The following is a 26,507-nucleotide window of genomic DNA, read 5'->3' as shown; positions in this document are numbered from 1 at the left end:
GAGATAGTTAGGGTTGTCCGGCACCGGCCCGGCACGCATGGCTTTCCTGGGGTCCTTCGCCCCGCCGGACGGCCTGCTGAGCCGGGTGCGTTGGATCTTCTTGCTCGCCAGCCTCGTGATGGCGGCGCTCGTCGTCCCCACCACCGTCGCCTCCGATCACCCGACGCCGGCCTCCCTGCGCGCGGCGGCCTTCGCCGGGCTCGCCTTCCTGGCGTGGCGCTACGCTCGGGGGTACAGGCGGAGCGGCTTCTCCCCCCTCCCCCTCACGGCCCTCGAGGGCCTCGCCCTGGGCGCGGCCTGCCTCGCCACCGGCAACCCGCCCTCCGCCCTCGGGCTGGTCTACGCCGGGCTGATGTTCCGCTCGCTCTACGGCCGCACCCGCGACGCCGTCTCCGTGCTGGCCGCCTACCTCGTCGCCTTCTACGGCGCGGTCGCCCTCACCCCGCTCGCCACGGGCGGCTACGCCGTCGCGCCGGCCTCCGTCCTGCCGAACCTCTTCGGCCTGGTGCTCATGTCCCTGACGCTGCACCTGCTCTCCCTCACGCTCTCGCGCCAGGGCCGGGCCCTGGACCGGGAGCGAACCCTGAGGGACGCGGGGGCGGCGCTCGCCGCCTCCCACGACCGGCAGATGGTCTACGACGCGGCGCTCGCCGCCGCCCTGCGTCTCGTCGGCAAGGGGGTGCCGAGCGTCCGGTCCGGCCTGGCGATGGGTTCCGAGGAGGAGATGGACGTGCTCGCCTCCGCCGGCCACCGGGCGGAGGAGATCATGGGCTACAAGCTCGCCGTCCGCAACCTCCCCGAAGGCCAGCTCGCCCGGCTCCTGGACGGGCGCTCCGTCGGCGGCGAGGACGCGAGCGCCGACGTCGTGCTCCGCAGCGCCCTCGGCCTCACCCCGAGGCCCCGGCCCTTCTTCATGATCCCGCTCCTCATCGAGGAGGAGCTCCGCGGCGTGATCATCGTCGCCAGCGACGCCACCCTGCCCGGGGACATAAAACAGGGGCTCGAGACCTTGGGCTTTCAGGTCTCGCTCGCCCTGGAGGCCCACGCCCTCACGGAGAGCGCCTACCGGCGCCGGGGCGAGGAGCGCCTGCGCACCCTCGTCTCGAACGTGCTCGACGTGATCATGGTCGTCGCCCCCGACGGCAACCTCACCTACCTGAGCCCCTCGGTGGAGCGGTTCCTCGGCCACAGGCCCGAGGACCTCCTCGGTACGAACGGCTTCGACCTCGTGCGCCCGGACGACCTGGAGACGGCGCAGCAGTTCTTCGGCGAGGTCATGCAGAGCGGGCCCGAGGAGCACGGGCTGATGGAGGTCCGCCTCACGCACCGCGACGGCTCCTGGCGCTACGCCGAGGTCACCGCCAGCAACCGCACGAGCGACGAGCGGGTGGGCGGCGTTATCGTCACGGTCCGCGACATAACGGAGCGCAAGAAGGCCGAGGAGGAGCTCTCGCGCCTCGCCTCCTTCCCCAGGCTGAACCCGAACCCCGTGATGGAGGTGGACCTCTCCGGGAACCTCACCTACTGCAACCCCGCCGGACGGGAGACGTTCCCGGATCTGGAGGAGAAGGGGAGCGAGCACCCCGTCCTCTCCGACCTCGACGCCGCGATCTCCCGCCTCGCGCTCGGGGAGGAAGCCTTCGTCGACGACGAGGTCGGCGTCGGGGAGGCGTACTACCACCGGGTCGTCTCCCTCGTGACGGGCAACGCCCTCGTCCGCGTCTACGTCATCGACATAACCCGGCGCAAGGCCCTGGAGGACCAGCTCTCGCACCGCGCCTTCCACGACGCCCTGACAGGCCTGCCCAACCGCGCCCTCTTCATGAACCGCCTGGACCACGCCCTCGAACGCGCGCGGCGGACGGACGAAGAGGAGCCGGACGGGGTCGCCGTCCTCTTCGTCGACCTCGACCGCTTCAAGGCGGTAAACGACACTCTGGGCCACGAGGCCGGCGACGACCTCCTCGTCGAAGTGTCCGGGCGCCTCGGGGGGGCGCTCCGCCCCGGAGACACCGTGGCGAGGCTCGCCGGCGACGAGTTCGCGGTGCTGCTGGAGGACGTCTCGGGGAGCGGGGAGGTGGTCCGCGCGGCGGAGCGCCTCCTCGAGGTCCTCGAGGAGCCCTTCCGCCTCGGCGCCAGGGAGACCTTCGTCACGGCCAGCATCGGGGTCGCCCTCGGCGGGCTGGACGGCCGAGCCCTCGGGGAGAAGACGGCGAAGGACCTGCTGCGCGAGGCCGACGTGGCGATGTACGCGGCCAAGAAGGGCGGCACGCGGCACGCGGTCTACAAGGAAGAGATGGGGACGCGCGCCCTGGAGCGCCTGCGGCTGGAGAACGACCTCCGCCGGGCGGTCGAAGACCCGGCCGGGAGCGGCTTCAGGCTCCACTACCAGCCCAAGCTCGGCCTCGCGACGGGCGAGATCTCCGGCGTCGAGGCCCTCGCGCGCTGGGACCACCCCGAGCGCGGGAACGTCCCGCCCGAGGTGTTCGTCCCGCTCGCGGAGGAGACCGGGCTGATCGTGCCGCTCGGCGAGTGGGTGCTGGGAGAGGCCTGCCGCCGCGCCGTCGAGTGGCAGGGCCTGCGCCCCTCCCGGCCGCCCGGGATCAGCGTCAACCTCTCCGTCAGGCAGCTCCGGCAGGAGGATCTGGTGGAGAGGGTCGCCCGCGTAATCGAGGGGAGCGGGCTCCCCCCGGAGGTCCTCTCCCTGGAGATCACCGAAGGCCTGATGCTGGAGAACGAGGAGAGCATCCTCGCCAAGCTCCAGGGCCTCAAAGCCCTCGGCCTCGGCCTCGAGATAGACGACTTCGGGACGGGCTATTCGAGCCTCTCGTACCTCAAGCGGCTGCCGGTGGAGGTCCTCAAGATCGACCGCTCCTTCGTGGAGGACCTGACGGAGAACCCCGAGGCCCGCAAGGTCGTCCGTTCCATCGTGGACCTCGCCCGCGCCCTGAACCTCTCCACGGTCGCGGAGGGGATAGAGACGAGAGCCCAGCTCGAGACGCTCAAGGCTCTGGGCTGCGAGCTCGGCCAGGGCTACCTCTTCTCCCGCCCCGTCCCCGCAGAGGAGATACCGCCGCTCCTGACGCTCGGCCCGGACCCCTCGACGCCCGAACCGGCGTCGTAGTCCCTACTCCCCGACGCCCTCCAGCGAACGCTCGGCGGGGGCGCCCCCGACCTCGCCCGCCGAGAGGTGCGCCCCGATCCTCCGGTAGCGCTCGTAGCGGGCCTTCACTATCGTCTCGGGCTCGACGTGGGAGAACCTCTCCAGGGCGGCCGAGACGGCGCGGTCAACGGCGGAGGTCGCGGCCTCGGGCTCGTTGTGGGCGCCGCCGAGGGGTTCGGGGAGGACCTCGTCGACGATCCCGTGGGCGAGGAGGTCTCCCGCCGTGATCTTCATCGCCTCGGCGGCCTCGGCGGCGCGCTTGGCGTCGCGGAAGATGATGGAGGCGCAGGCCTCGGGCGCTATGACCGAGAGGTAGGAGTTCTCGAGCATCGCCACGTGGTCGGCGAGGCACATCGCGAGCGCCCCGCCCGAGCCGCCCTCGCCTATCACCACGGCGACGACCGGCACGGGGACCCGGGCGAGCTCCATGAGGTCGGCGGAGATCGCCCAGGCCTGCCCGTGTTCCTCGGCCCGGCGCCCGGCGAAGGCTCCCGGCGTGTCCACGAGCGCGACGATGGGGACGCGCAGGCGCTCGGCGAGGGCGTAGAGGCGCCCGGCTTTGCGGTAGCCCTCGGGGTGGGCCATCCCGAAGTTGCTCGCCACGCGCGTCTTCACGTCGTCGCCCTTGTCGTGGCCGAGCAGGACCACGGGTTGGCCGCCCACACGGGCGAGCCCGCCGCGCACCGCCGGGTCGTCCGCCCCGAGCCGGTCGCCTGAGAGCTCGTAGAAGTCCGAGGCTATGGCGTCGCGGTAGTCGCGGAAGCCCGGGCGCTCGGGGTGGCGGGCGACCTGGACCCGCTGGTAGGGGGTCAGGTTCGTGTAGATGCGCCTCTTGGCCGCTTCGAGGGCGGCTTCGAGGCGCGAGATCTCCTCCTGCAGCCCCTCGTTCGAGCCCGCGAGGCGGTGCAGGCCGGAGATCCGGGCCTCCAGGTCCTTGATCGGCTTCTCGAACTCCAGGATCACGAGAGCAGCCCCAGGAAGCGCTCGAGGTCGTTCTTGAGCGCGAGACGGTGGACTATCCGGTCGACGAGCCCGTGCTCCTTCTGGAACTCCGCCGTCTGAAAGCCCTCCGGCAGCCGCTCCTTCGTCGTGCTCTCGATGACCCGCGCCCCGGCGAAGCCGATCCTGGCCTTGGGCTCGGCGATCACGACGTCGGCGGCGGTGGCGAACGAGGCGGTCACCCCGCCGAAGGTCGGGTCGGCGAGGATGGAGACGTAGGGCATGGAGCCGGTCATGTAGCGGCTGAGGGCGACGCTGGTCTTCGCCATCTGCATGAGAGAGTAGACGCCCTCGAACATTCTGGCCCCGCCCGAGGAGGAGACGACGACGAGCGGGAGCCCCTCGTCGTAGGCGAGCTCCATGGTGCGCGAGATCTTCTCCCCCACCACGCTCCCCATCGAGCCCCCGATGAACCGGAAGTCCATCGCCGCGATCGCGACCGCGTGCCCGCCTATCCTCGCCGTGCCGCTGAGGACGGCGTCGTCGAGGCCGGTCTTCTCGCGCGCCGCGGCGAGCCTCTCCCCGTAGCCCTCGAAGCCCATCGGGTCGCCGGCGAGCATCCCCGCGTCCCGACCCTCGAAGGTGCCCGCGTCGGAGAGCAGCCGGACGCGGTCGGGGGCCGAGAGGGGGTAGTGGAACTCGCAGTGCGGGCAGACGTTGAAGCGGTTCGCGAGGTCCTTCTCGTAGATCGGCTCCCCGCACGACTCGCACTTGGTAAAGACGCCGTCGGTCGAGGCGAGGCCGCTCTCGGTGTCGGGCACCTGCGGGCCCTTCCCGCCGGACCTCGAGTACTCCCGCCGCTTGCTGAGCCAGGCCCTGATCTCTACCCCTCCGTTCCGGTTCCGCCGTCCAGCGCCGCCCTGAGCTCCCGCAGCCAGGCGCCCGCCGCCTCGGGCCCGCCGTCGTGGACGATCTGCATGAGCTTGCTGCCCACGATCACGCCCTGCGCCCCTGCCCCCGCCGCCTGAAGCGCGGCCTCCGGCGTCGAGATGCCGAAGCCCAGCGCCACCGGCACGGAGACCTTCGCCCGGACCCTCCTCAGGAGGTCCACGGCCCCGGCGGCAGGCTCTCCCTCGCCCCGTGACCCCGGCCACCGAGACGCAGTACACGAAGCCCGAGGCGGCCTCCGCCACCTTGTCGAGGCGCGCCTCCGTAGTCGTGGGTGCTACGAGCGGGCAGATCGCCACGTCCCGGGCCCCCGCCATCTCCCGGAACGCCTTCGCCTCCCCGATGGGGAGGTCCGGGATCACGAGCCCCGACACCCCGGCCTCGGCCGCCTCGCGGAGGAACCCCTCGGCGCCGCGCGCGAAGATGTTGTTGTAGTAGACGAGCAGCACGACGGGGGCGCGCCCGGAGAACCGGCTCGCGAGCTCGAAGCAGTACCGGAGGTCCGCGCCGTTCTGCAGGGCCCGGTTCGCGGTGTTCTGGATCGTGGGCCCGTCGGCGAGCGGGTCCGAGAACGGCACCCCTATCTCCACGACGTCCGCGCCGGCCTCGAGGTACGTCTCCCCCACCTCGTAGGCCCCCTCCAGCGTCGGGTAGCCCGCCGTCAGGTACGGGATGAGCGCGGGCCGCCCCTCCGCGAACGCCGCGCGCAGCCCCTCCGCGGGAGAAGCGATCCGGCCCTCTCTCTGGCCGCTACTCGTCACCCGAAGCTTCTTCCGCCTCCCTGGCGTCGATGCCGAGGTGCTCGGCCACGACCCCGATGTCCTTGTCCCCGCGCCCGGACATGTTGATCACCATGTTCTTTCCGGGCCCGAGCTCCCTGGCGAGCCCTTCGGCGTAGGAGATGGCGTGCGCCGTCTCCAGCGCAGGGATGATGCCTTCCAGGCGCGAGCACTCGACGAACGCCTCCAGGGCGTCCTCGTCCGTGACGCTCACGTACTCGACGAGGCCCTCGTCCTTGAGGTAGGCGTGCTCGGGGCCGACGGAGGGGTAGTCGAGGCCGGCGGAGATGGAGTGGGCCTCCCGGATCTGGCCGTCCTCGGTCTGAAGCACGTAGCTCAAGGAGCCGTGCAACACCCCCGGCGCCCCGCCGGTCAGCGACGCCCCGTGCTCCCCCGTCTCCAGCCCGCGGCCCGCCGCCTCGACGCCTACCAGACGGACCCCTTCGCGCCCTACGAACGGGTGGAAGATGCCGATGGCGTTCGAGCCGCCGCCGACGCACGCGACGATCGCGTCCGGGTCGCCGCCGAGACGCTCGTGGGCCTGCGCCTCGGTCTCCCGCCCGATCACGGCCTGAAGATCCCGGACGATCCTCGGGTACGGCGCCGGTCCGGCCACCGTCCCGATAATGTAGTGCGTGTCCTCGACGTTCGTGACCCAGTCTCGTATCGCCTCGTTGAGCGCGGCCTTTAGCGTCCCCGAGCCGCTCGTCACGGGCACGACCTCGGCGCCGAGAAGCTTCATCCTCAAGACGTTCGGGGCCTGGCGGCGGGTGTCCTCCTCGCCCATGTACACGACGCACTCCTTGCCGTAGAGCGCGGCGACGGTCGCGGTCGCGACCCCGTGCTGGCCCGCCCCGGTCTCGGCGATGATGCGCCCCTTGCCCATGCGGTCGGCCAGCAGGATCTGGCCGAGGGCGTTGTTGATCTTGTGCGCCCCCGTGTGCGCGAGGTCCTCGCGCTTGAACCACACGTTCGCCCCGCCCCACTTGCGGGTGAGCCGCTCGGCGAACATGAACGGCGTCGCCCTTCCTACGAAGTCCTTGCTGAGACCCTCGAGCTCGGCCACGAACTCCCCGTCGCCCTTGTACCGCTCGTAGGCCTCTTCCAGCTCCTCCAGGGCGTGAATGAGGGTCTCGGGCACGTAGCGCCCGCCGAAGGAGCCGAAGTAGTGGTCGGTCTTGTCAGTTTCTTGCTGCAAAGATGAACCTCCGGACCCGCTCCCTGTCCTTGATGCCGGGCACGCTCTCCAGGGAGCTGGAAGCGTCCACCCCGTACGGCTCGAAGAGCCGGATCGCCTCGCGCACGTTCTCCGGCGCCAACCCTCCGGAGACGAGGATGTTACCACGCCCCCTCAGCGATTTCGCCAGCCCCCAGTCGAACCTCTCGCCCGTCCCCCCGCGCGCCTTCTCGCTGTAGGCGTCCAGCAAGAGAAGGTCCGCGTCGTACCTCTCCAGCGCCGCGAGCGAACCCTCGTCGCGCACCCTGAGCGCCTTGATCACTTTGACGCCCCGGTCCCTCAATTCGGTTACGGTCTCCGGCCCCTCGTCCCCGTGAAGCTGCGCGTAATCGAGCCCGAGGGCCGTCGCGACCCGGAGCACCTCCCCCGGCTCTTCGTTCACGAACACCCCGACCTTCAAGACGCCCTCGGGCACCGCCCCCGCGACCTCCCGCGCCTCCTCCACGCCGACCCGCCGCGGGCTCTCAGCGAAGACGAAGCCGAGCGCGTCGGCGCCGAACTCCACCGCCGCCCGGGCATCTCCCACGTTCGTTATGCCGCACACCTTTACCTTGACCATAGGTATGAGATTGTACTCCCTGCGCCCGGCGCGTCGAACCCGGCCCCCGATGCGCGAACGCAGAGGAAAGTTCTACCGTACGAACCTACGGTGGAGCGGGGAGTTTCACGACAAGCTTGGGGTCGCGCATGGCGGCCTCCCCGGCGAGGACCGCGTCCGCTCCGATGCCGTGCGGTCGACGCTCGACCTTTCGCGCAAAGCTAAGACTCGTCTCTCAGGAACGACTCACACTTTTCGAGCAGCCGAGGAACCTCGGCATGAACTACCGCCCAGACGATGTCGGAGTCCACGTCGGCGTAACCATGAATGATGCGGTTGCGGAACGCCACGATTTGACGAACGGGGCCGATTCGTTCCTCGAGCTCGGGGAAGTATCTCGTACCCTGGCTCACGGCCTCGCCCACTATGGATAGCTCGCGTTCCACCGCCCGCCGCAGCATACGGTCTTGGCGGTAGTCGGAGAGTTCGCGGCCCCCCACGAACTCCAGGACAGCCCGACACGAGTCCGCGATGTCCCACAGGTAAGCCTCCTTGCTACGCCGCGGCATAGACGATCTCTTGCTCGCCCTCGATGCTGCGTCGCAAGTAAGGGTTGCGCACCGCCCCGATCTCTACCAGATCCACGCGCCGCTCGAACAGCTTCTCGAGGTCCTCCAGAAGCCCGAAGTAGGCTGCGGCATGCTTTTCCGGGCTCATCGGGCGGAGCTCCACAGAGAAGTCCAGGTCGCTCTTCTCCGGGTCGAAGTCACTCCGTAGCGCGGAGCCGAACAACGCCAGACGCTCGACCCCGTGCCGCTCGCACAGCGCTTCGATCTCGCGCCGCTTGTGTTCCACGGGGACCCGATTCATGTTCTTCCTTTCCCGATGCTGCTCGAACGTATTACCCGTACCAACCCTCAGCCCTTGCCGCCTCGGTCAAGCGTTCTAAGGTACCCGCGTCCGGTATTCGGGCCTGTCCCCGCGCGGGTTGCAGGGTGCCGTCGGGCCTGCGCCAGATGAAACGGTAGCCCGGCTGAGACTCACGGTCGTCGTAGTGATAGGTGCAGCGTTGGAAGCACAGCGTCCAGGCGTCGTCGAAACGCTCGCAGGCCTCATCGTGGTACTCGATCCTGGCCGTAGTCAAGTCTCCTCCTTCGTACGACGATCTTACGGCAGGGCAGAGAGCTTCGCGACGAGCGCGGGGTCGCGCATGGCGGCCTCGCCGACGAGCACCGCGTCGGCGCCGGCGTCGCGCAGGCGGCGGCCGTCCCCCGGCGTTTTGACGCCGCTCTCGGCGACGAGGGTCGCGCCCGCGAGGCGCGGGGCGAGACTCTCGAAGGTGGCGAGGTCCACGGTGAAGTCGCGGAGGTCGCGGTTGTTGACGCCTACCACGCTGGCGCCGGACTCGAGTGCGAGGTCCGCCTCGGCCTCGTCGTGGACCTCGACGAGGGGCGTCAGGCCGACCTCGACGGCGAGGGAGACGTAGCGGGCGAGGGAGGCGGCGTCGAAGAGCGCCGCGATCAGGAGCACCGCGTCCGCCCGCGTCCCGGCTTCGAGGACCTGCGCCTCGTCGACGGTGAAGTCCTTGCGCAGCACCGGGATGGCGACGCGGTCCCGCGCGGCGTCCAGGTCCTGCAGGGAGCCCTTGAAGCGGTCGGGCTCCGTGAGGACGGAGAGGCAGGAGGCGCCCTGCCGCTCGTAGCCCGCGGCCCAGTCGGCCGGGTCCACCTCCCCGATAAAACCCACCGACGGCGAGGCGCGCTTTATCTCGGAGACGACGGAGAGGCCGGGTGCTCTCAGGGCGGCGGCGAAGTCGCGCTTCTCGTAGAGCAGGGCCTCCTGGTAGAGCTCGTCGAGGTCCCTGGCCTTCTTCAACGCCGCGGCGCGCTCCGCCGCCGCCGCGGCGAGGTCGTCGAGGACGGTGGGACGGCCGCTCACGCCGCGCCCCCGGCCAGATCTTTGGCGCGGCGGGTGGCGCGGACGAAGGCGTCGAGGGCCTCGGTCGCCGCGCCGGAGGAGATCGCGCCCTCCGCGAGGCGAACCCCCTGCTTCAGCGAAGGGGCCCGGCCTGCGACGTAGATCGCCGCCCCGGCGTTCGCGAGGACGACGTCGCGGGCGGCGCCGTTCTCCTCCCCGGAGAAGACGTCGCGCAGGATGCGGGCGTTGGTGTGGGCGTCGCCGCCGAGGAGGCCGTCCGGCTCGTGACGGCCGAGGCCCAGATTCTCCGGCGAGACCTCGTACTCGGAGACCTCGCCCCCGGAGACCTCGGCGACGAGGGTCGGGCCGGTGACGGTGATCTCGTCGAGCCCGTCCCTCCCGTGGACGACGAGCGCCTTCTCGGCGCCGAGCCCGCTCAGGGCCTCGGCCATCGGCCGGACGTACGCGGCGCCGAAGACGCCGACGAGCTGCCTCTTCGCCCCGGCCGGGTTGGTCAGGGGGCCGAGGAGGTTGAAGATCGTGCGGAACGGGAGCTCGGCGCGCACGGGGACGACGTGGCGCATCGCGGGGTGGTGGGTGCGCGCGAACATGAAGCCGACGCCCGCCTCCCGGATGCAGCGCCCGACCCCTTCGGGGCCGAGGTCTATCTCCGCCCCGAGGGCCTCCAGGACGTCGGCGGAGCCCGCGAGGCTCGTCGCGGCCCGGTTGCCGTGCTTGGCGATGGCGACGCCCGCCCCGCGCGCGACGAACGCGGCGGCGGTGGAGACGTTGATCGTGCCCTTCGCGTCGCCCCCGGTCCCGCAGGTGTCGACCACGCCCTCCGGCGCCTCGACCGACGCGGCGAAGCGGCGCATGGCGCGGGCGAAGCCCACGATCTCCCCCACCGACTCGCCGCGCACCCTCAGGGCGGTCAGGAGGGCCGCCGTCAGCTCGGGGCTCGCCGCGCCCGACATGATCTCCTCCAGCGCCCGCTCGGCCTCCCCGGCCGCCAGCGCCTCCCCGGAGGCCGCCTTCCTCAACGCGTCCCGTAACAGCGCCAACGTCCCTACGGCCCCAGGAAGTTCTTGAGCATCTGACGGCCACCCTCCGTGAGAACGCTCTCGGGGTGGAACTGGACCCCCTCGACGGGCCTCTCCCTGTGGCGGACCCCCATGATGACCCCGTCCTCGGTGCGGCTCGTGACCACGAGGCTCTGGGGGACGGTGTCCGGGTCGATGACGAGCGAGTGGTAGCGGGTGGCCTGGAAGCCCTGCGGCAGCCCCTTGTAGACCCCCTCGCCGTCGTGCAGGATCTTCGCGGTCTTGCCGTGGACGGGCTCCCCGCGCACGACCGAGGCGCCGAACGCCTGGCCGATGGACTGGTGCCCGAGACAGACGCCGAGGACCGGGACGCCCTCGGGGGCCTCCTCGATCGTCCTGAGGGAGACTCCGGCCTCGTTCGGGGTGCACGGCCCGGGGGATATCACTATCCTGTCCGGGTTGATGCCGGGGATCTCCTCGGGCGTGAGCTCGTCGTTGCGCCGCACGACCACCTCCGCGCCGAGCTCCCCGAGGTACTGGACGAGGTTGTACGTGAAGGAGTCGTAGTTGTCTATTACAAGCACCCGCATGAGTCCCAGGATTCTAACAAGGATACGGACCGGCATCGGTCACGGGGAGGCCGCGTGACCCTCTTCCTCACCGAGGGGGAGGTCACGGACCTCCTCGACATGCCCTCCGTCCTCGACGCCGTCGAGGCCGTCCTCCGCCATCACGCCGAAGGGAAGGCCACGAACCGCGCCCGCCGCCGCGTCTCCCTCCCGACGAGCGGCCTGAACGTCATGTTCGCCGGCGCCCCGGAGATCGGCGCCTTGGGCCTCAAGGCCTACACCGTCGCCCGGGGCGGGGCGCGCTTCTACACGATGCTCTTCGACCCGGAGTCCGGCGAGCTTCTCGCGCAGATGCAGTCCGACAAGCTCGGCCAGATGCGCACCGGGGCGGCGAGCGGCGTCGCGACGAAGCACCTCGCCCGCGAGGACGCGAGCACTTTAGGCGTCTACGGCGCGGGCTGGCAGGCCGAGAGCCAGGTCGAGGCCATCGCCGCCGTGAAGAAGCTCGAGCGCGTGATCGTCCACAGCCGCACCGAGGAGAGCCGCAAGGCCTTCGCGGAGAAGATGGGCGAGAAGCTCGGGATGGAGATCGAGACGACGGCCGCCGCCGAGGAGCCCGCCGCCCAGGACATCGTCGTCACCGTCACCTCCTCCAGCTCCCCCGTCCTCAAGGGCGAGTGGCTCAAGCCGGGCGCCCACGTCAACGCCGCCGGCTCGAACTTCCTGATGAAGGCCGAGATCGACCGCGCCGTCGCCGGGCGCGCGAGCCTCGTCGCCGTCGACTCCCGCGAGGAGCTCGGCCTCGAAGCCGGCAACCTCCTCTCGGCGCTGGAGACCGGCGCCGTCCTCCCCGAGGCCGTGCGCGAGCTCGGCTCCGTGATCGCCGGCCACGTCCCCGGCAGGCGGGGCCCCGACGACATAACCCTCTTCTCCAGCCAGGGCCTCGCCCTCGAAGACCTCGCCGCCGCCCGCCTCGTCTACGACAGGGCGCGGGAGAGGGGCGTCGGGCGCGAGATGGACTTCTAGTGCAGGGGACGGAGACCTTCCGCTGCTCGGTCTGCGGCAGGGAGCACCCCGGCCCCCCGCTCGTCTACGACACCGACGCCCCCGCCTACTGGTACGGCCTCCCGCCCGAGGAGCGCGAGGCGCGGGCCGAGCTCACCTCCGACCAGTGCGTCATCGACGGGCAACACTTCTTTCTGAGGGGGAACCTCGAGCTCCCCATCCTCGACTCGGAGGAGGGGCTCGTGTGGGGCGTCTGGGTCTCCGTGAGCGAGGAGAGCTTCTGGCGCGCGACCGAGCTCTGGGAAGAGGAGGGGCGCGAGAGCGAGATGCCGTACTTCGGCTGGCTCAGCACCGCCCTGCCCGGCTACCCGGAGACGATCAGCATGAAGTCCCGGCTGCGCACCCGGCCCGTGGGCCTCCGCCCGCTCGTCGACCTGCTGCCGACCGAGCACCCGCTCTCCCAGGAGCAACAGAACGGCATCTCCCGCGACCGGGTGCGCGAGATCGCCGAGACCGTCCTGCACCCCCGGGACTGAGCCGGCGGCAGACGGGACAGCACCGTCCCCTCGGGAAGCGCCGGACCCGACGAGAACCCGACCGACCACCAGGAGGAACGATGACCGAGATCTTCGAGACGCCGCCGGCCACCGGGGGCAACTACGAGCCGCTCGGCGGGGCGAAGCTCGCCGACCACGACGGCCAGAGCCTCCGGCTCAGGGCGGGCCGGACGACCGTCGAGGTCGCGGCGCTCGCCCCGAACCTCTTCCGCGTCGGCATGTTCCCCAACGGCCGCACGCCCCGCTACGACACGGAGGCCATAGCGAAGACCGACTGGGAGCCCGTGCAGGCGGAGCTGCAAGAAGACGACGGCACCCTCGCCCTCTCGACCGGCCCCGTGACGGCCCGCGTCTCCCTGAACCCTCTGCGCGTCTCGTTTCTGGATGCACAGGGGCGCGAGTTCGCCGCGGACGATGAGGAGCTCGGGATGGGCGAGGTCGTGCGGGAGGGGGCGGACGTCTTCAGCCAGCCTCTAGGGAGCCCCGTGAGGCTCTACAAGCGGCGCGAGGGCGGGGAGCGATACTTCGGGTGCGGGGAGCGGACGAGCGGCCTGGAGAAGACGGGCTCCTCCCAGGTCTTCTGGAACGTCGACCCGCCGGCGGGCCACACCGCCTCCTTCAACAACCTCTACACCTCCATCCCGTTCACCCTCTCCGTGAACGGCGTGAGAGGGGGCGCCTCGCACGGCCTCTTCTTCGACAACACCCACCGCGTCGAGTTCGACCTCGCCAAGGAGCACGAGGACCGCGCCTACTACGGCGCCGAGGGGGGAGACCTCGTCTACTACGTCTTCGCGGGCCCTTCTCCACGAGACGTCCTGATGCGCTACACCGAACTCACCGGCCGCACCCCGATGCCGCCGCTCTGGGCCCTGGGCCACCAGCAGTGCCGCTGGAGCTACGAGACCGCCCGTGAGGTCGAGGAGATCGCGCGCTCCTACCGCGAGCGCGACCTCCCGTGCGACACGCTCTACCTCGACATCGACTACATGGACGGCTTCCGCGTCTTCACCTGGGACGAAGGGCGCTTCCCCGAGCCCGGGAAGTTCATCTCGGGCCTCAAGGAGCGGGGCTTCAACGTCGTCACCATCGTCGATCCCGGCGTGAAGGTGGACGAGACCTACGGGGTGTACACGGAGGGGCGCGAGCGGGGCTTCTACTGCCAGACCGCCGAGGGCGAGGAGTTCCACAACGTGGTGTGGCCCGGGTTGTGCGCCTTCCCGGACTACACGAACCCCTCGACGCGGGAGTGGTGGGGCGAGAACCACCGGGCGCTCCTGGACAAAGGCGTCGCCGGGATCTGGTGCGACATGAACGAGCCCTCGCTCTTCGTCCCGCAGCAGTCCACGATGCCTGGCGACGTCGTCCACCCCGGCGGGGGCGACCCGAAGCGCCACGCCCAGATCCACAACACCTACGGCTCCCTCATGGCCCGCTCCGTCCGCGAGGGCCTCTTGAAGATCAGCCCCGAGAAGCGCCCGTTCGTCATCACGCGCGCCGGCTACGCGGGGCTCCAGCGCCACGCCCTGCAGTGGACGGGGGACAACTCCTCGTGGTGGGAGCACCTGTGGATGAGCATGCCCCAGCTCCAGAACCTCGGCCTCTCGGGGGTCGCGTGGGCCGGGGTGGACATCGGCGGCTTCTTCGGGGACTCGGAGGGCGAGCTGCTCGCGCGCTGGTACGAGTTCGGGATCTTCCAGCCCTTCTGCCGCAACCACTCGGCGAAGGGCACCCGCAGCCAGGAGCCGTGGGCCTTCGGCGAGGGGCACGAGGGGAGCATCCGCAAGATGCTCAAGCTCCGGCAGCGCCTCCTCCCCTACCTCTACGCCCTCTTCGAGGAGTGCCACAGGACGGGCGCCCCGATGCTGCGCCCCCTCCTCTTCGAGCACCCGGAGGACGAGACCACCTACGCCACGGACGACGAGTTCCTCTTCGGCGACGCCCTGCTCGTCGCCCCGGTCACCCGCCCCGCATAGAGCACCGCCACGTCTACCTCCCCGAGGGCACCTGGTTCCACTTCTGGACCGGCGAGAAGATCGAAGGTCCCGCCCACGTCCTCGCTCACGCCCCCTGGGCGAGCCCGCCCTCTACCACAAGGCGAACACCGCCCTCCCCCTCTGGCCGGAGATGAACCACGTCGGCGAGCGCGCCGCCGACCCCCTGACGCTCCTCGTACGCCCCGCCGCGGGCGCCGCGGGCGGCGAGACTTCCCTCTACGAGGACGCCGGCGACGGCTTCGCCCACGAGAGCGGCGAGTACGCCCGCCGGAGCATCTCCTGCGAGGCGCCCGGCGGCGAGACTACGGTCCGGCTCGCGGCGCGCGAGGGCTCCTTCGTCCCGAGCGCGAACACGTGGTCCTGGAGCTGCGGGGGATGGAGGCCCGTCCAGCCAGCGTCGCCCGAGACGGCGCGGAGGCCGACTGGAGCTTCGACGAGCCCTCCGGCACCCTGACCTTGACGCTCCCGAGACGGCGGACGAGACGACGGTGACGGTAAGCCGCTGAGCCGCCCCTTCGGGAGGGCGGCGCTCGGCCTCGCGGCCGGGCTCGCCCTGCTCGCCGCCGGCTACCTGGGGGTCGGGCTCCTCGTGGCGACGCGGCTCTCCGCCCCGGACCCGCGCCCCGTCGGCCCCCTCCGGCCGGCCTCGCGGTCGAGGAGGTCGGCTTCGAGGCCACCGACGGGGTCCCGCTCTCGGCGTGGTGGAGCCCGCCGCGCCCGGGCTCCGGTCCCCCGCGGGCGGCCGTCCTGGTCCACGGCTGGGGCGGGGACCGCTCCGACGAGCACGTCGGGAGGACCGCCCCGGTCTACAGCGAGGCGGGCTACGGCGTCCTGATGCTCGACCTCAGGGGCCACGGGGAGTCCGGCGGCGGGCGGCGCACATTGGGCTACCGGGAGGTGCGCGACGTGCGCGGGGCGCTCGCGTGGCTGGAGGCGGAAGACTTGGATCCCGGCGAGGTCGTGCTGCACGGCTGGTCGATGGGCGGGGCGACGGTCGTGCGCTCGGCGCCCGGCACCGGGGTCTCGGCCGTCGTCGAGGAGGCGGGCTACGCGGATCTTCCGCTGCTGCTGCGCGACGGGCTCCCGGAGAGCAGCGGCCTGCCGCGCGCCTTCAACGCGGGCGCGTTCCTGGCCGCCAAGCTCTTCCTAGACTTCGACCCCTGGGCCGTCCGGCCGCGCGCGGACGCGGCGCGCCTCCGGGAGGAGGGCGTACCGCTCTACGTGATCCACTCGACCGCAGACGAGACGGTCCCCTACGAGCACGCCGGGCTCTTCGCGCGGTCCAACCCCGAGGCGGAGCTGTGGACGCTGCGGGGCTACGAGCACGTCGGGGCGTACGAGCACCCCGAGTACGAGACCAGGCTCCGCGCCTTCCTGGATACTGCCTCGCGGCGGGAAGAAGACGGCTAGATCAGCGCGCTTCGACGAACGCTTCGAGCTCCGGGTCGCTGAAGTCGTGGACGACGAGGGCGACGCCGAGGCTCCCCAGCTTCCCCGGATCGTGGGTCGAGGCGACGCCGACCGTCGGGACGCCCGCGGCGACCGCGGAGGCGATGCCCGAGGGCGAGTCCTCGAAGGCGAGGGCCTCCCCCGCCCGGACGCCCAGGGCGTCGAGCGCGGCCAGGTACGGCGCGGGGTCGGGCTTGCCCACCCCCACCTCGTCGGCCAGGATCACGGGCTCGAAGACCTCGTCGAGGCCCAGAGCGCGCACGACGGCGAGCACGTTCTCCCTCGGGGCGTTGGTGACGAGGGCCGTCTCGAGGCCCCGCCCCTTCGCCCACCCGATAAAGTCCACGAGGCCGGGCAGGGGCTCCAGGGCGGCGGCCCTCTCCCGGAAGTCAGCCTCCTTCGCCTCGACCATCGCCAGCCCCTCCTGCTCGGAGAGGTCGGGGAGGAGCTCGGCGACGATGTCCGGGTTGAGGCGACCGCTGAGCCTCTCCTGGAAGAACGCCCAGTCCACGCTGTAGCCGTAGGGCTTCAGCAGGTCGGCCCAGGTCGGGTGGTGCACGGAGTCCGTCTCGGCGAGCGTGCCGTCCAGATCGAAGAGGAGTGCTTTGAGCATCGCGCCAGCATAAAGGCCGCGACCGGAAGAATCCAGCACGCCGGGCCCGCCCCGGGCCCCCGGCCTACGGGCCGTGGTAGAGAAACAGGTTGAGGGCGCGGGTGATGATGAGGAGGGAGCCTATGTAGAGCAGGATAAAGTACTGCCCCGCTCCCCGCCCCTGCGCAAGGGGCTCGTCTTGTACTCGGCCATGCCGAGCAGGATCGCTATGGCGCACAGCCCCAGACCCAGTACAGGAGCAGATACCTGGTCCCGTCCCCCGGAGCGGGGTTCACGGTGGCCCAGGCGAAGACGGCCGTGACGAAGAGCGCGAGGAGGGTCGAGGCGAGAAACAAAACCTTGTTCGGCCTGCTCCTCCGCCCCCAGGCGAGCCAGCCCGAGATCATCCCCGGCGAACCCTTCGTCCTCGTCTTGGTGGCCATGCCGCCATGTTAGCAGGCGCGTCCTCGCCCACCCGTGAAAGCTCTTCCCGGCGAAGGCGCCGACGCATCGTGCCCGGGGGATAGAATATCCGGGTGCGACGGCTACTGATCCTGACCTGCGCGATGGTCCTCGTGGACACCATCTTCTACGCGGCCCTCACCCCGCTCTTGCCGTACTACACCGGGGAGCTCGGCCTCTCGAGGTCCGCGGCCGGCATCCTGAGCGGGGCGTTCGGGGTCGGGGTCCTGCTCGGGTCGGCCCCCGGCGGCTACCTCGCGGCCCGGCTCGGGGTGAGGGCGACGGCGCTCCTCGGGCTCGGCCTGATGAGCGCGACGAGCCTCCTCTTCGGGTTCGCGGAGGCGGCGTGGTGGCTGATCTCCCTGAGGTTTCTGGCCGGGTTCGGGAGCGCCCTCTCGTGGGTCTCGGCGTTCACCTGGCTCGTGGCCCGCACCCCGGAGGAGCAGCGGGGGCAGATGATCGGGACGCTCGTGAGCGCCGCGGTCGTCGGGGCGCTCCTGGGCCCCGTCCTCGGGGGGGCCGCGGCGACCTTCGGGATCTCCCTCACCTTCGCCCTCGTCTCGGCGTTCGGCCTCGCGGTCGCCCTCTGGGTCCTGCTCACCCCCGCACCGGCGCCGACGGGCTCGGGCTCCCTGTTCGGGTTCTTCGCCGCGTTCTCGCGCCCCGACCTCAGGGTAGGCCTGGCGTTTATAGGGTTCTCGCCCCTGCTCTTCGGCGTCCTCACCGTGCTCGCCCCCCTGCAGCTATCGGCCCTCGGCTGGGGGGCGCTCGCGGTGGGGATCGTCTTTCTCGCCGCCGCCGCGGTCGAGTCGGTGGTCCATCCCCTGCTCGGGCGCTGGTCGGACAAGAGGGGCTACCGTCCTCCGATCCTCGCGGGCCTCCTCGCCTCGCTCGCCATCCTGATCCTGCTGCCCTGGGCCGGTGCCCCCCTCCTCGTCGCCCTCCTCGTCGTGCTCGCCGGCGGGGCGTTCAACGCCCCCCTCGTCCCCGGCACCTCGATGTTCTCCCGCGCCGCCGAGAAGGCCGGCGTCGAGGGCGCCCTCGCCTTCGGCGCCACCAACTTCGCCTGGGCCGCGGGCTACGCCGTGGGCGCCTCCTCGGGCGGCATCCTCTCGGACCTCGGCGGCGACCTCCTCTCCTACTCGGTCCTCGCCGCCGTCTGCCTGCTGGCCCTACTCCCCGCGAGGCGCGCACTCTAGAGCACGCGGCAGCGTAGCCGAGCCGGCACGAGGACCTCGAGCGCACGACGACCCGCATCGAAGCACCCTCCGTCGCCACGACAGTGCGTCGTCTTGCCGGGTCGGTGTACCGTGCGATAAGTTTGTGTCAAAACTTGCAACGTCCCGAAAATCGGGATAGATTCGGGGTAAAAGGGTTCCGTTCGGGAAGGGGGGTGGAGAGGAGGCAGAAGCGATGGCCTATCAGCTTGAAGGGCGCATACTCGAGGTGTGCGACTGCAACGTGCTCTGTCCCTGCTGGATCGGCGAGGACCCCGACAACGGCACCTGCGAAGCGGTGGTGGCGTACCACGTGGATAGGGGTACGGTCGGTGGCGTCGACGTCTCGGGCCGCACCTACGCCAGCCTCACGCACATCCCGGGCAACATCTTCCAGGGCGATTGGAAGATCGTTGCGTACGTGGACGACGGGGCCACTGCAGAGCAGGCCGAGGCGCTCCTGAACGTCTTCACCGGAAAGCTCGGGGGGCCGCTGGCGGATTTCGCGCAGTTGATCGGCGAGGTGGTCGCCGTGGAGCGGGCCCCGATCGTCTTCACGGTCGAGGAGGGCAAGGGTTCCCTCAGGATCGGCGCCGGCATGAACCCCGTGGTCGAGGCCGACATGGCCTCTTACGTGGGGGCCACCGAGAAGCCTACTACTCTACAGGAGACCGTGTTCTCGACCATCCCCGGCTCGCCGGCCTACGTGAGCAAGGCCGCCAAGTACCGGAGAAACTCCTCCGGCTACGGGCTCAGGGACATGGACATCTCGAACAACAACGCGATCCAGGGCCACTTCAGGTTCGAAGCCGCCTGAGGCCAGACTTCGAGGGGTGGGGGCACGCCGACGGCCCCCGCCCTCGCGTCCGCACTCGCGGGGAGGTGTTGGGGTCTCGTGTGGACCGCACGGAGCAGCGACCGCCGCAAACCCTTCGTAGTCCTGATGGCAGCGCTGATCGCCCTCGCCTGGCTGACGCTGTGGGCGTGGGGCCACTCCCCCTACGGACGCTTCCTCGGCCACCACGGCCTGGAAGAGGTCAGGGGCAACGCCGTCCTGATGCTCGTCTTCGTCGCCGGCTGGGTGGTGATGGTGGTCGCCATGATGCTCCCCACCAGCCTCCCCCTGATCTCGCTGTTCCGAACGCTCGTGCGCCGGAGGGAGGATCGCGCACGACTGGTGGCCCTCCTCGTCGCGGGATACCTCGGCGTCTGGACGCTGTTCGGCGCCGCCGTCTACCTCGGCGACCTTTTCCTGCACGAGGCCGTCGAGGGGGGCTCGTGGCTGGAGGCAAACGCCCGCTTTGTCGCGGCGGGGACCGTAACGCTGGCCGGGCTCTACCAGTTCACGCCGCTCAAGCACCACTGCCTGCAGAAGTGCCGCTCGCCTTTGAGCTTTATCGCGGGGCACTGGCACGGTCGCGACGAAGCGGCGCAGGCGCTCCGGTTGGGGGCGCACCACGGGTTGTTCTGCGTGGGGTGCTGCTGGTCGCTGATGCTCGTCATGTTCGCCGTCGGCCTGGGAAGCCTCGGCTGGATGCTGGTGTTGGGCGCGGTGATGGCAGTCGAGAAAAACGCGAGCTGGGGGCGCAGGATCGGCACGCCGCTGGGCGTGGTCCTGCTCGGGTGGGGCCTCGCCCTAGGCGCGTCCGAGGTCCTAACGGCGCAGCCCACACACCTCCACTGAAGCGGGCCAGCCCGGCCACGATGCAAGCCGTCGCTGAACCATGAGGGTGGACGGAGCGAAGGTCTTTCGGTGCCGCTAGAACCGCGCGATGCGCGGGGGTTCGGGGCGTTACAGCGCCAACGCCGTCGCGGCGCCCGTCGGGTGTTCGCGGGCCGGCGCCGGCGCTTCGGGGGCCCTCGGCGACCAGAACTCCGTGACCTCGGCGTCGATCCACTCGGCGCCGTGGAACCGGGCGACGCTCACCCGGTGGTGGCCGTCCCGCACGAAGTAGGCATCGCCCAGCTTGTAGAGGCTGACGGGGGGTAGCTCGGCCCCGAGCCTCAGGGCCCTGTCGATCCGCTTCCACCGCTCCCGCGAGAGCCCGCGCAGCGGCATGAAGCGTTCGTCGAACCAGTCGCTCTTGCCGTCGCTGCCGACGATGCGCTCCAACTCGACCGTGCTCCTGCCCCGGGCGATGCCGCCCGAGGCCCCGAGCGAGCGCCGCATCTCCTGGAACGCGAGGAGCTTGCCGCCACCGGCCTTCCCCCACACCCTCCTCACGAGGCCGCGCAGCCACGCCCTGCGCCTGGCAACGGTGAAATCCTTGTCCACCTGCTCCTCGAGGCTCATGAAGTCGACCATCGCCACCACCCGTTTGCTGCTCCGGATACAAAAATCATATCGCGCGTCCCGGGGCTCCGGAAGGGTCGGAGCGTTGGGGTGCCTCGGGGCGTGGCGCCACGGCTCCTCGCGGGCGGCAGGTCTTGCCCCTGACGTGTTGCGGTGCAAACATACGCCCTGCTGAACAAACGAAGGGACGGAGAGCGAGCTTGGACATCAAGGCAGCGGTGGCGTTCGGGGCGGGCGAGCCCCTGAAGGTGGAGACGGTACAGCTCGAGGGGCCGAAGGCCGGCGAGGTGCTGGTGGAGATCAAATCCACCGGCGTGTGCCACACGGACGAGTACACGAGGAGCGGGTCGGACCCCGAGGGGCTCTTCCCGTCCGTCCTCGGGCACGAGGGCGCCGGGGTCGTGGTGGAGGTCGGGCCGGGGGTGACGAACCTCGCGGAAGGCGACCACGTGATCCCGCTGTACACCCCGGAGTGCCGCCAGTGCAAGAGCTGCCTGAGCCGCAAGACGAACCTGTGCACGGCGATCCGCTCCACCCAGGGCCAGGGCCTCATGCCCGACGGGACGAGCCGTCTGTCGCTCAACGGCGACCCGCTCTACCACTACATGGGCACCTCGACCTTCGCGAGCCACGCCGTGCTGCCGGAGATCGCGGTCGCCAAGATCCGCGAGGACGCCCCGTTCGAGAAGGTCTGCTACATCGGCTGCGGCGTCACGACCGGGATAGGGGCCGTGATCTACACCGCCGGCGTCGAGCCGGGCGCGAACGTCGTCGTCTTCGGGCTCGGGGGGATCGGGCTGAACGTCGTGCAGGGCGCGAGGATGGTCGGGGCCGACAAGATCATCGGCGTGGACCTCAACCCCGAGCGCAAGGCGATGGCCGAGAAGTTCGGCATGACCCACTTCGTGAACCCCAACGAGGTCGAGGGCGACCTCGTCCCCTACCTCGTCGACCTCACCGGCGGCGGCGCCGACTACACCTTCGAGTGCATCGGCAACGTAAACGTGATGCGCCAGGCGCTCGAGTGCTGCCACAGGGGCTGGGGCGTCTCCGTCATCATCGGGGTCGCGGGGGCCGGGCAGGAGATCTCCACGCGCCCGTTCCAGCTCGTCACGGGCAGGGTCTGGAAGGGCTCGGCCTTCGGCGGGGCGAGGGGCAGGACGGACGTGCCCCGTATCGTGGACTGGTACATGCAGGGCAAGATCGACATCGACCCCCTCATCACCCACACGATGGCGCTGGAGGACATAAACGACGCTTTTGAGCTGATGCACAAGGGCGAGTCCATCCGCAGCGTCGTCAACTTCTAGGGTGGCGCCGATGAGCAACCTCGAAACCCTGAGCGAGCACCGCTCCTTCGGCGGCGCCGTGACCTTCCACGAGCACCGCTCGGAGGCCTGCGACGCCACCATGCGCTTCTCGGTCTACGCCCCGCCGCAGGCCGCCGAGGGGCCGGTCCCCGTCCTCTACTACCTCGCCGGCCTAACCTCCACGGAGGCGAACTTCATGGAGAAGGCCGGGGCGCAGCGGCTCGCCTCCGAGCTCGGCCTGATGCTCGTCGCCCCCGACACGAGCCCCCGCGGCCTCGACCTCCCCGGGGAGCACGACGACTACGACCTCGGGAGCGGCGCGGGCTTCTACATCGACGCGACGGTCGAGCCCTGGTCGAGGCACTACAAGACGTACTCCTACGTCACCGGGGAGCTGCCCGGGATCGTGGAGTCGAGCTTCCCCGCCCGCGCGGACGCCAGGGGCATCTTCGGGCACTCGATGGGCGGCCACGGCGCCCTCACCATCGCCCTGAAGAACCCCGAGAGGTACCGCAGCGTCTCGGCCTTCGCCCCCATCTCGGCGCCGACGCGCGCCCCGTGGGGCAAGAAGATCTTCTCGAACTACCTTGGCCCCGACGAGGAGTCCTGGCGCGAGCACGACGCCTCGGAGCTCATAAAGAGCAGGGGGGCCTTCCCCGACGGCCGGACGATCCTCGTGGACCAGGGCACCGGGGACCAGTTTCTGGAAGAGCAGCTCTACCCGGGCGTCCTCGAAGAGGCCTGCGCAGAGTCCGGCCAGCCACTCGAGATCCGGCGCCACGAGGGCTACGACCACGGCTACTACTTTATCTCGACCTTCGTCGACGACCACCTCCGCCACCACGCGGCGGCGCTGAACGCCTAGAAGCTCCGGACGAGCGAGGAGGGGGCGGGGCTATCTGCCCCGCCCCCTCCTCGTCGCTCGCGGCCTCCTTAGTAGGCGGCGACGCCCGCCTCCGCGACCTGCTGGTCCTCCTCGATGGTGCCGGTCGAGACGCCGATGGCGCCCATGATGCTGCCGTCGCGCACGAGGGGGATGCCGCCGGGGAAGACGACGAGCCGTCCGCCGTGCGCGTCGCTGAGGCCGTAGATCGGCCCGTCCGGGCGGGTCAACTCCTGGAGCCCCGCCGTCTCCCCCTGAAACGCGATCGCCGTGTAGGCCTTGTTTATCGAGATCGAGATGCTCCCGATGTGCGCGCCGTCCATCCTGACGTGCGCCTTGAGGTTGCCCCCGGCGTCGACGACGGCTATGTCCATCGGTTGCCCGATCTCCTCGGCCTTCCTGGCGGCGGCGTCGATGACCCGGCGCGCCTCCTCCGCCGTGATCGTGTCCAGAACCTTCCCGGCCATGCCTTTCCCCTTTCCCGATGATCCACGGAGGAGTAAGTCAACCAGACCCCCGGATGCCGCGCAACGGCGCCGGGCATGCGAGGGGGCGAGGCCACACCTTCTGGCCCCGCCCCCCGGTCTTGCCGGTCTTCTCGCGCCCTAGCCGAAGGCGGCGACTCCGGCTTCCGCCACCTCGTGGTCCTGGGCCGGGGTACCGCCGCTAACGCCCACGGCGCCGACGACGTGGCCGTCGCGCATCAGCGGGACGCCGCCACCGAAGATGACGATCCGGCCGCCGTTGGTCGTGTTGATGCCGAAGAGCGGCTGGCCCGGCTGCGCCATCTCCCCGATCTCCTGGGTGGAGAACCCCAGGGTGGCCGAGGTGAAGGCCTTGTCCTGGGCGATGGAGATGCTGGCGGTCCAGGCCGTCTCCATGCGGGCGAAGGCCTTCAGGCGCCCGCCGACCTCGGCGACCGCGACGTTCATCGGTTGCCCCATTTCCCGGGCCTTCTCTATGGCTGCCTGGGCAACCGCCTGCGCCTCCTCGAGCGTTACGGACTGTATGTTCTCCACGTTCATCCTCCCCTGTGGTCCGTACGTGCCCCGTAGTCTTTACCCGGTAGGGGCGCTCAAGAACCATTCCTGCGCGACCAGTGCTCCTCCGTGACCTCGGTCTCGGCGAGCTCCAGCGTGGTCGCGTGGGCGACGAAGTTGACGTTGCGGTTCACGGCGTACAGCGCCTGCGGGAAGACGAGGAAGAGGGAGAGCGCCTCGTCGTAGACGAAGCGGTCGATCTCCGCCGAGAGCTCGCGCTGCTTGTCGGCGTCGATCTCCCGGACGAACCTGTTCAGCAGCCCGTCGAACTCCGCCACCGGCGGGCCGGTGCGGAAGGCGCCGCCCTCGCCGTAGAGGAAGCCGTGCATGAACGCCGGCGGGGCGTCGGCCGACAGGTCGAACCAAGCGTGCAGGAGGACGTCGAACGGGAGCGGCATCACCTTCTCGACGAGCGCGTGCTGCGCGGCGAGCAGGTCCTCGTCCGGGACGACGATGACGTCGACCCCTATCCCCAGAGACTCGCCCATCCCTTCAGCGAGCATCCCCGCGACGGGCTCCGTGGCGGTCGTCGTGGCGAGCTTCAGGGCGCGTCCCTCGGGCCAGCCGGCCTCCCGGAGGAGCTTCTTCGCGGCATCCGGGTCGTGCGGGTAGGGCTCGAGGCCCGCGTAGCCTCCGGCGTAGGACGGGATGATGCCGGCGCTCTCGTAGGCGTAGCCGCCGAAGCCCTCGGCGACGAGCCGGGCGCGGTCCACGGCCATGTTCAGCGCCCTCCTGACGCGAACGTCGTGCAGGGGCGCGTCCTCCGCCCCGCGGTTGATGAGGCCGAGGAGGACGCGCATCGCGTCGATGACCTCGAGGCGCGCGAACTCGGAGTTCTTCACCTTCTCGGCGTCCGCCGCGGAGACCTCGGAGACCAGGTCGATCTCGCCCTCCGTGTCGCACACGAGGTCGAGCGCCTCGGCCGGATCTATGTCGTTGCGGTACACGACCTTCTCGAGCCGTGGCCCGCGCTCCTTGTTCCAGTGGTCGGTGTTCGCCGTGAGGACGACGCGGTCGGTGCGCTTCTCGCGGGTGTCTAGCCAGACGCAGTTAAGCGGCTGCGCCCCCATAATGGCGATCTCGTTGGCGATGGCGGAGTAGCCCTCGGAGAGGACGAACGGACCGGTGCCCCACGGGCCCGGAGCGTCGATTATTCACCAGTGGCCTTCGCCCGTGCCTAATTTCTTGTAGCCGAAGCCGATCTCGTCCCAGAAGCGCGTGCTCGGGAGGTGGAAGCCGCGGAACTTGCCGAGGATGGCGCCGTCAGGCTCCGGGAAGATCATGCGCACCGTGTGGCTGTCCAGGATCTCGAGCCTCGTGTCGGGGTGGAAGTTGAGCGAGGTCCCCGGCGGGTGCGGCGCCTTCCAGCGCTGCACCTCGACGAACGCCCGCTCGAAGCTTCTCGCGTCGAAGTCCTCCCCGTCCTGGAAGCGGATACCCTTCCTGAGCTTGACCTCGAACGTCGTCTCGTCGATCCAGCGAGACTCCTCCATCGCCGCCCCGACGAGGTAGCCGTTGGCGTCCGTGCGGACCGGCTCCTCCATCGTGTTCCACGTGATGAACAACCAGTTGAGCGGGCTCGGATCCACGACGTGGATCGTGCCCACGGGCGTGTACTGCCCGCCCTCCTCCGAGCCTTGCCTGACGGTCTGCGCCATGCTTCTCCTTCCCTCTTCCCGTTCCGCCGTGCATGCTAACAGAGGGGGTCTCTCACGCAACCGGAAAAGGGTATATTTCGGTCCCCCCGGGGGAGAGGAGAGCTCTCCGCTCGCGACCCGACCGGCGCGACGAGCCCGGCCCGGGCGCGAGACGTTCTCGGGCATTCCAAAAAAGGGCGTTGGGAGGAGGACGCGACGAGGTTATTCTCAACCTCGCCCGTATTTCCGGAGGATGCCACGGAGGACTTCGAGCGCCACGCGGGCCGGACGCTCGGCGGAACGGAAAGGGTTCGATCATCGGAGGCATGGGGGCGGGAGGCCGGGGGTCGGTGTTCACGGTGGGGCACTCCAACCACCCGGCGGAGAAGCTCGTCGGCCTGTTGGAGGGGTACGGGATCGAGGTCCTGGTAGACGCCCGCTCGCGCCCGTACTCCAGGCACGCGCCCCACTTCAACGCCCGCGCACTCAGGGGGACCCTCTCGGGCGCTGGTATCGCGTACCTGTTCCTGGGCGGGGAGCTTGGCGGGCGGCCCGCAGGGGACGAGTTCTACGACGCGGACGGCAGGGTGGACTACGCGCTGCTCGCGCGTTCGGGGCCTTTTCTCGATGGTATAAGTAGGCTGGAGAAGGAGCTCCGGGCTCGCACGCTTGCCCTGCTCTGCAGCGAGGAAGACCCCGCCGGTTGCCACCGCAGGCTCCTCGTCGGGCGGGCCCTGGGCGAGCGGGGGATCGTGGTCCGGCACATCCGGGGCGACGGCAGCGTCCTGACGGAGGGCGAGGAGCACGGCGCCCAGCCGGTCCTGTTCACGGAAGCGGAGGTGAGCCCACGGAAGTCTATACGATCGGTTTCACCAAAAAGACGGCCGCCGAGTTCTTCGGGGCGTTAGAGGGGGCCGGCATCAGGCGCCTCCTCG

General features: G+C 70.4%; 29 protein-coding genes. 12 read left to right on the top strand and 17 right to left on the bottom strand.

Going from position 1 to position 26,507, the window contains the following annotated elements; genetic code table 11:
- Positions 1-13: 13 nt before the first annotated feature.
- Entirely contained in the window at positions 14-3,124 is a 3,111-nt protein-coding gene (locus GBA65_RS06245) for a putative bifunctional diguanylate cyclase/phosphodiesterase (RefSeq protein ID WP_166395828.1), read from the top strand.
- A 3-nt stretch (positions 3,125-3,127) separates the two neighbouring features.
- On the opposite strand, the gene GBA65_RS06240 is transcribed toward GBA65_RS06245, so the two are convergent.
- From GBA65_RS06240 to GBA65_RS06200, 9 genes are all read right to left on the bottom strand, one after another.
- On the bottom strand, positions 3,128-4,126 hold the full coding sequence (locus GBA65_RS06240; RefSeq protein ID WP_166395827.1) for an acetyl-CoA carboxylase carboxyltransferase subunit alpha: 999 nt from the start codon (positions 4,124-4,126) through the stop codon (positions 3,128-3,130).
- Entirely contained in the window at positions 4,123-5,811 is a 1,689-nt protein-coding gene (gene accD / locus GBA65_RS27000; RefSeq protein WP_166395826.1) for an acetyl-CoA carboxylase, carboxyltransferase subunit beta, read from the bottom strand. The genes GBA65_RS06240 and accD overlap by 4 nt, the downstream gene beginning before the upstream one ends.
- Positions 5,801-7,027 carry a tryptophan synthase subunit beta gene (trpB, locus tag GBA65_RS06230; RefSeq protein ID WP_166395825.1) on the bottom strand — a complete coding sequence of 409 codons (1,227 nt, stop codon included), beginning with the start codon at positions 7,025-7,027 and terminating at the stop codon, positions 5,801-5,803. The genes accD and trpB overlap by 11 nt, the downstream gene beginning before the upstream one ends.
- A complete protein-coding gene (locus GBA65_RS06225; RefSeq protein ID WP_166395824.1) occupies positions 7,011-7,625 on the bottom strand; it encodes a phosphoribosylanthranilate isomerase in 615 nt (204 codons plus the stop codon). The genes trpB and GBA65_RS06225 overlap by 17 nt, the downstream gene beginning before the upstream one ends.
- A 200-nt stretch (positions 7,626-7,825) precedes the next feature.
- A complete protein-coding gene (locus tag GBA65_RS06220; RefSeq protein WP_166395823.1) occupies positions 7,826-8,173 on the bottom strand; it encodes a HepT-like ribonuclease domain-containing protein in 348 nt (115 codons plus the stop codon).
- Complete coding sequence (locus tag GBA65_RS06215) at positions 8,160-8,459, bottom strand: nucleotidyltransferase family protein (RefSeq protein WP_207956195.1); 300 nt, start codon at positions 8,457-8,459, stop codon at positions 8,160-8,162. Before GBA65_RS06215 ends, GBA65_RS06220 begins: the two co-directional genes overlap by 14 nt.
- Before the next feature lie 312 nt (positions 8,460-8,771).
- Positions 8,772-9,542 (bottom strand): indole-3-glycerol phosphate synthase TrpC, encoded by a 771-nt coding sequence (locus tag GBA65_RS06210; protein WP_166395821.1) that lies wholly within the window; start codon positions 9,540-9,542, stop codon positions 8,772-8,774.
- Complete coding sequence (gene trpD, locus GBA65_RS06205) at positions 9,539-10,576, bottom strand: anthranilate phosphoribosyltransferase (protein WP_207956331.1); 1,038 nt, start codon at positions 10,574-10,576, stop codon at positions 9,539-9,541. Before trpD ends, GBA65_RS06210 begins: the two co-directional genes overlap by 4 nt.
- Before the next feature lie 11 nt (positions 10,577-10,587).
- Entirely contained in the window at positions 10,588-11,151 is a 564-nt protein-coding gene (locus GBA65_RS06200; RefSeq protein WP_166395819.1) for an anthranilate synthase component II, read from the bottom strand.
- 54 nt (positions 11,152-11,205) lie between these two features.
- Between GBA65_RS06200 and GBA65_RS06195 the strand changes: the two genes are divergently transcribed.
- The 5 genes from GBA65_RS06195 to GBA65_RS06180 all read left to right on the top strand — a co-directional run bounded on the left by GBA65_RS06195 (position 11,206) and on the right by GBA65_RS06180 (position 16,099).
- A complete protein-coding gene (locus tag GBA65_RS06195; RefSeq protein WP_166395818.1) occupies positions 11,206-12,156 on the top strand; it encodes an ornithine cyclodeaminase family protein in 951 nt (316 codons plus the stop codon).
- Positions 12,156-12,671, top strand: coding sequence for a DUF2199 domain-containing protein (locus tag GBA65_RS06190; protein WP_166395817.1), 516 nt, complete (start codon positions 12,156-12,158; stop codon positions 12,669-12,671). The genes GBA65_RS06195 and GBA65_RS06190 overlap by 1 nt, the downstream gene beginning before the upstream one ends.
- Positions 12,672-12,751: 80 nt before the next feature.
- Complete coding sequence (locus tag GBA65_RS06185; RefSeq protein ID WP_207956194.1) at positions 12,752-14,668, top strand: glycoside hydrolase family 31 protein; 1,917 nt, start codon at positions 12,752-12,754, stop codon at positions 14,666-14,668.
- Between the two features lie 151 nt (positions 14,669-14,819).
- Positions 14,820-15,143, top strand: a complete 324-nt coding sequence (locus GBA65_RS22860; RefSeq protein ID WP_207956193.1) for a DUF5110 domain-containing protein — start codon at positions 14,820-14,822, stop codon at positions 15,141-15,143.
- Positions 15,144-15,436: 293 nt separating this feature from the next.
- The gene (locus GBA65_RS06180) at positions 15,437-16,099 is read left to right on the top strand and encodes an alpha/beta hydrolase (protein ID WP_166398378.1); all 663 of its coding nucleotides are present in this window, start codon (positions 15,437-15,439) and stop codon (positions 16,097-16,099) included.
- A gap of 1 nt (position 16,100) precedes the next feature.
- Here the strand turns inward: GBA65_RS06180 and GBA65_RS06175 are convergent, their stop codons facing one another.
- The 3 genes from GBA65_RS06175 to GBA65_RS06165 form a co-directional block, all read right to left on the bottom strand.
- Positions 16,101-16,751 (bottom strand): HAD family hydrolase, encoded by a 651-nt coding sequence (locus GBA65_RS06175; RefSeq protein ID WP_166395816.1) that lies wholly within the window; start codon positions 16,749-16,751, stop codon positions 16,101-16,103.
- A 64-nt stretch (positions 16,752-16,815) separates the two neighbouring features.
- Entirely contained in the window at positions 16,816-16,968 is a 153-nt protein-coding gene (locus tag GBA65_RS06170; protein ID WP_166395815.1) for a hypothetical protein, read from the bottom strand.
- Positions 16,958-17,173 (bottom strand): hypothetical protein, encoded by a 216-nt coding sequence (locus tag GBA65_RS06165; protein WP_166395814.1) that lies wholly within the window; start codon positions 17,171-17,173, stop codon positions 16,958-16,960. The genes GBA65_RS06170 and GBA65_RS06165 overlap by 11 nt, the downstream gene beginning before the upstream one ends.
- A gap of 93 nt (positions 17,174-17,266) precedes the next feature.
- On the opposite strand from GBA65_RS06165, the gene GBA65_RS06160 reads away from it, so the two are divergent.
- The 3 genes from GBA65_RS06160 to GBA65_RS06150 all read left to right on the top strand — a co-directional run bounded on the left by GBA65_RS06160 (position 17,267) and on the right by GBA65_RS06150 (position 20,093).
- A complete protein-coding gene (locus GBA65_RS06160; protein ID WP_166395813.1) occupies positions 17,267-18,391 on the top strand; it encodes an MFS transporter in 1,125 nt (374 codons plus the stop codon).
- 214 nt (positions 18,392-18,605) lie between these two features.
- Positions 18,606-19,226 carry a DUF1326 domain-containing protein gene (locus GBA65_RS06155; protein ID WP_166395812.1) on the top strand — a complete coding sequence of 207 codons (621 nt, stop codon included), beginning with the start codon at positions 18,606-18,608 and terminating at the stop codon, positions 19,224-19,226.
- 126 nt (positions 19,227-19,352) lie between these two features.
- A complete protein-coding gene (locus GBA65_RS06150) occupies positions 19,353-20,093 on the top strand; it encodes a DUF2182 domain-containing protein (RefSeq protein ID WP_166398377.1) in 741 nt (246 codons plus the stop codon).
- Between the two features lie 108 nt (positions 20,094-20,201).
- Here the strand turns inward: GBA65_RS06150 and GBA65_RS06145 are convergent, their stop codons facing one another.
- Entirely contained in the window at positions 20,202-20,723 is a 522-nt protein-coding gene (locus GBA65_RS06145) for a hypothetical protein (protein ID WP_166395811.1), read from the bottom strand.
- Between the two features lie 179 nt (positions 20,724-20,902).
- Here GBA65_RS06145 and GBA65_RS06140 point away from each other — a divergent pair, with 179 nt between their 5' ends.
- The gene (locus GBA65_RS06140) at positions 20,903-22,012 is read left to right on the top strand and encodes an S-(hydroxymethyl)glutathione dehydrogenase/class III alcohol dehydrogenase (RefSeq protein ID WP_166395810.1); all 1,110 of its coding nucleotides are present in this window, start codon (positions 20,903-20,905) and stop codon (positions 22,010-22,012) included.
- A 10-nt stretch (positions 22,013-22,022) separates the two neighbouring features.
- A complete protein-coding gene (gene fghA / locus GBA65_RS06135) occupies positions 22,023-22,877 on the top strand; it encodes an S-formylglutathione hydrolase (protein ID WP_166395809.1) in 855 nt (284 codons plus the stop codon).
- A 68-nt stretch (positions 22,878-22,945) separates the two neighbouring features.
- Here fghA and GBA65_RS06130 read toward each other — a convergent pair whose 3' ends face one another.
- The 4 genes from GBA65_RS06130 to GBA65_RS06115 all read right to left on the bottom strand — a co-directional run bounded on the left by GBA65_RS06130 (position 22,946) and on the right by GBA65_RS06115 (position 25,593).
- A complete protein-coding gene (locus tag GBA65_RS06130) occupies positions 22,946-23,362 on the bottom strand; it encodes a GlcG/HbpS family heme-binding protein (RefSeq protein ID WP_166395808.1) in 417 nt (138 codons plus the stop codon).
- 138 nt (positions 23,363-23,500) lie between these two features.
- Positions 23,501-23,914: a GlcG/HbpS family heme-binding protein gene (locus GBA65_RS06125; RefSeq protein ID WP_228281710.1), complete on the bottom strand. Its 414-nt coding sequence runs from the start codon at positions 23,912-23,914 to the stop codon at positions 23,501-23,503.
- A 56-nt stretch (positions 23,915-23,970) separates the two neighbouring features.
- The gene (locus GBA65_RS06120; RefSeq protein ID WP_166395806.1) at positions 23,971-25,005 is read right to left on the bottom strand and encodes an ABC transporter substrate-binding protein; all 1,035 of its coding nucleotides are present in this window, start codon (positions 25,003-25,005) and stop codon (positions 23,971-23,973) included.
- Between the two features lie 84 nt (positions 25,006-25,089).
- Entirely contained in the window at positions 25,090-25,593 is a 504-nt protein-coding gene (locus GBA65_RS06115) for an ABC transporter substrate-binding protein (protein ID WP_166395805.1), read from the bottom strand.
- Between the two features lie 329 nt (positions 25,594-25,922).
- Between GBA65_RS06115 and GBA65_RS06110 the strand changes: the two genes are divergently transcribed.
- Entirely contained in the window at positions 25,923-26,480 is a 558-nt protein-coding gene (locus GBA65_RS06110) for a DUF488 domain-containing protein (RefSeq protein ID WP_207956192.1), read from the top strand.
- The last annotated feature ends 27 nt before the right edge of the window (positions 26,481-26,507 follow it).

It is taken from the genome of Rubrobacter marinus (assembly GCF_011492965.1).
Taxonomy (GTDB): Bacteria; Actinomycetota; Rubrobacteria; order Rubrobacterales; family Rubrobacteraceae; genus Rubrobacter_F; species Rubrobacter_F marinus.
This window is presented reverse-complemented; position numbering and strand designations above follow the sequence as displayed.

Excerpts from the sequence above, each read along its gene's own strand:
- GBA65_RS06225 (WP_166395824.1), bottom strand. The coding sequence starts at position 7,625 with ATGGTCAAGGTAAAGGTGTGCGGCATAACGAACGTGGGAGATGCCCGG.
- GBA65_RS06220 (WP_166395823.1), bottom strand. The coding sequence starts at position 8,173 with ATGCCGCGGCGTAGCAAGGAGGCTTACCTGTGGGACATCGCGGACTCG.
- GBA65_RS06200 (WP_166395819.1), bottom strand. The coding sequence starts at position 11,151 with ATGCGGGTGCTTGTAATAGACAACTACGACTCCTTCACGTACAACCTC.
- GBA65_RS06185 (WP_207956194.1), top strand. The coding sequence starts at position 12,752 with ATGACCGAGATCTTCGAGACGCCGCCGGCCACCGGGGGCAACTACGAG.
- GBA65_RS22860 (WP_207956193.1), top strand. The coding sequence starts at position 14,820 with ATGAACCACGTCGGCGAGCGCGCCGCCGACCCCCTGACGCTCCTCGTA.
- GBA65_RS06175 (WP_166395816.1), bottom strand. The coding sequence starts at position 16,751 with ATGCTCAAAGCACTCCTCTTCGATCTGGACGGCACGCTCGCCGAGACG.
- GBA65_RS06165 (WP_166395814.1), bottom strand. The coding sequence starts at position 17,173 with ATGGCCACCAAGACGAGGACGAAGGGTTCGCCGGGGATGATCTCGGGC.
- GBA65_RS06155 (WP_166395812.1), top strand. The coding sequence starts at position 18,606 with ATGGCCTATCAGCTTGAAGGGCGCATACTCGAGGTGTGCGACTGCAAC.
- GBA65_RS06150 (WP_166398377.1), top strand. The coding sequence starts at position 19,353 with ATGGCAGCGCTGATCGCCCTCGCCTGGCTGACGCTGTGGGCGTGGGGC.
- fghA (WP_166395809.1), top strand. The coding sequence starts at position 22,023 with ATGAGCAACCTCGAAACCCTGAGCGAGCACCGCTCCTTCGGCGGCGCC.
- GBA65_RS06130 (WP_166395808.1), bottom strand. The coding sequence starts at position 23,362 with ATGGCCGGGAAGGTTCTGGACACGATCACGGCGGAGGAGGCGCGCCGG.
- GBA65_RS06120 (WP_166395806.1), bottom strand. The coding sequence starts at position 25,005 with ATGGGGGCGCAGCCGCTTAACTGCGTCTGGCTAGACACCCGCGAGAAG.
- GBA65_RS06115 (WP_166395805.1), bottom strand. The coding sequence starts at position 25,593 with ATGGCGCAGACCGTCAGGCAAGGCTCGGAGGAGGGCGGGCAGTACACG.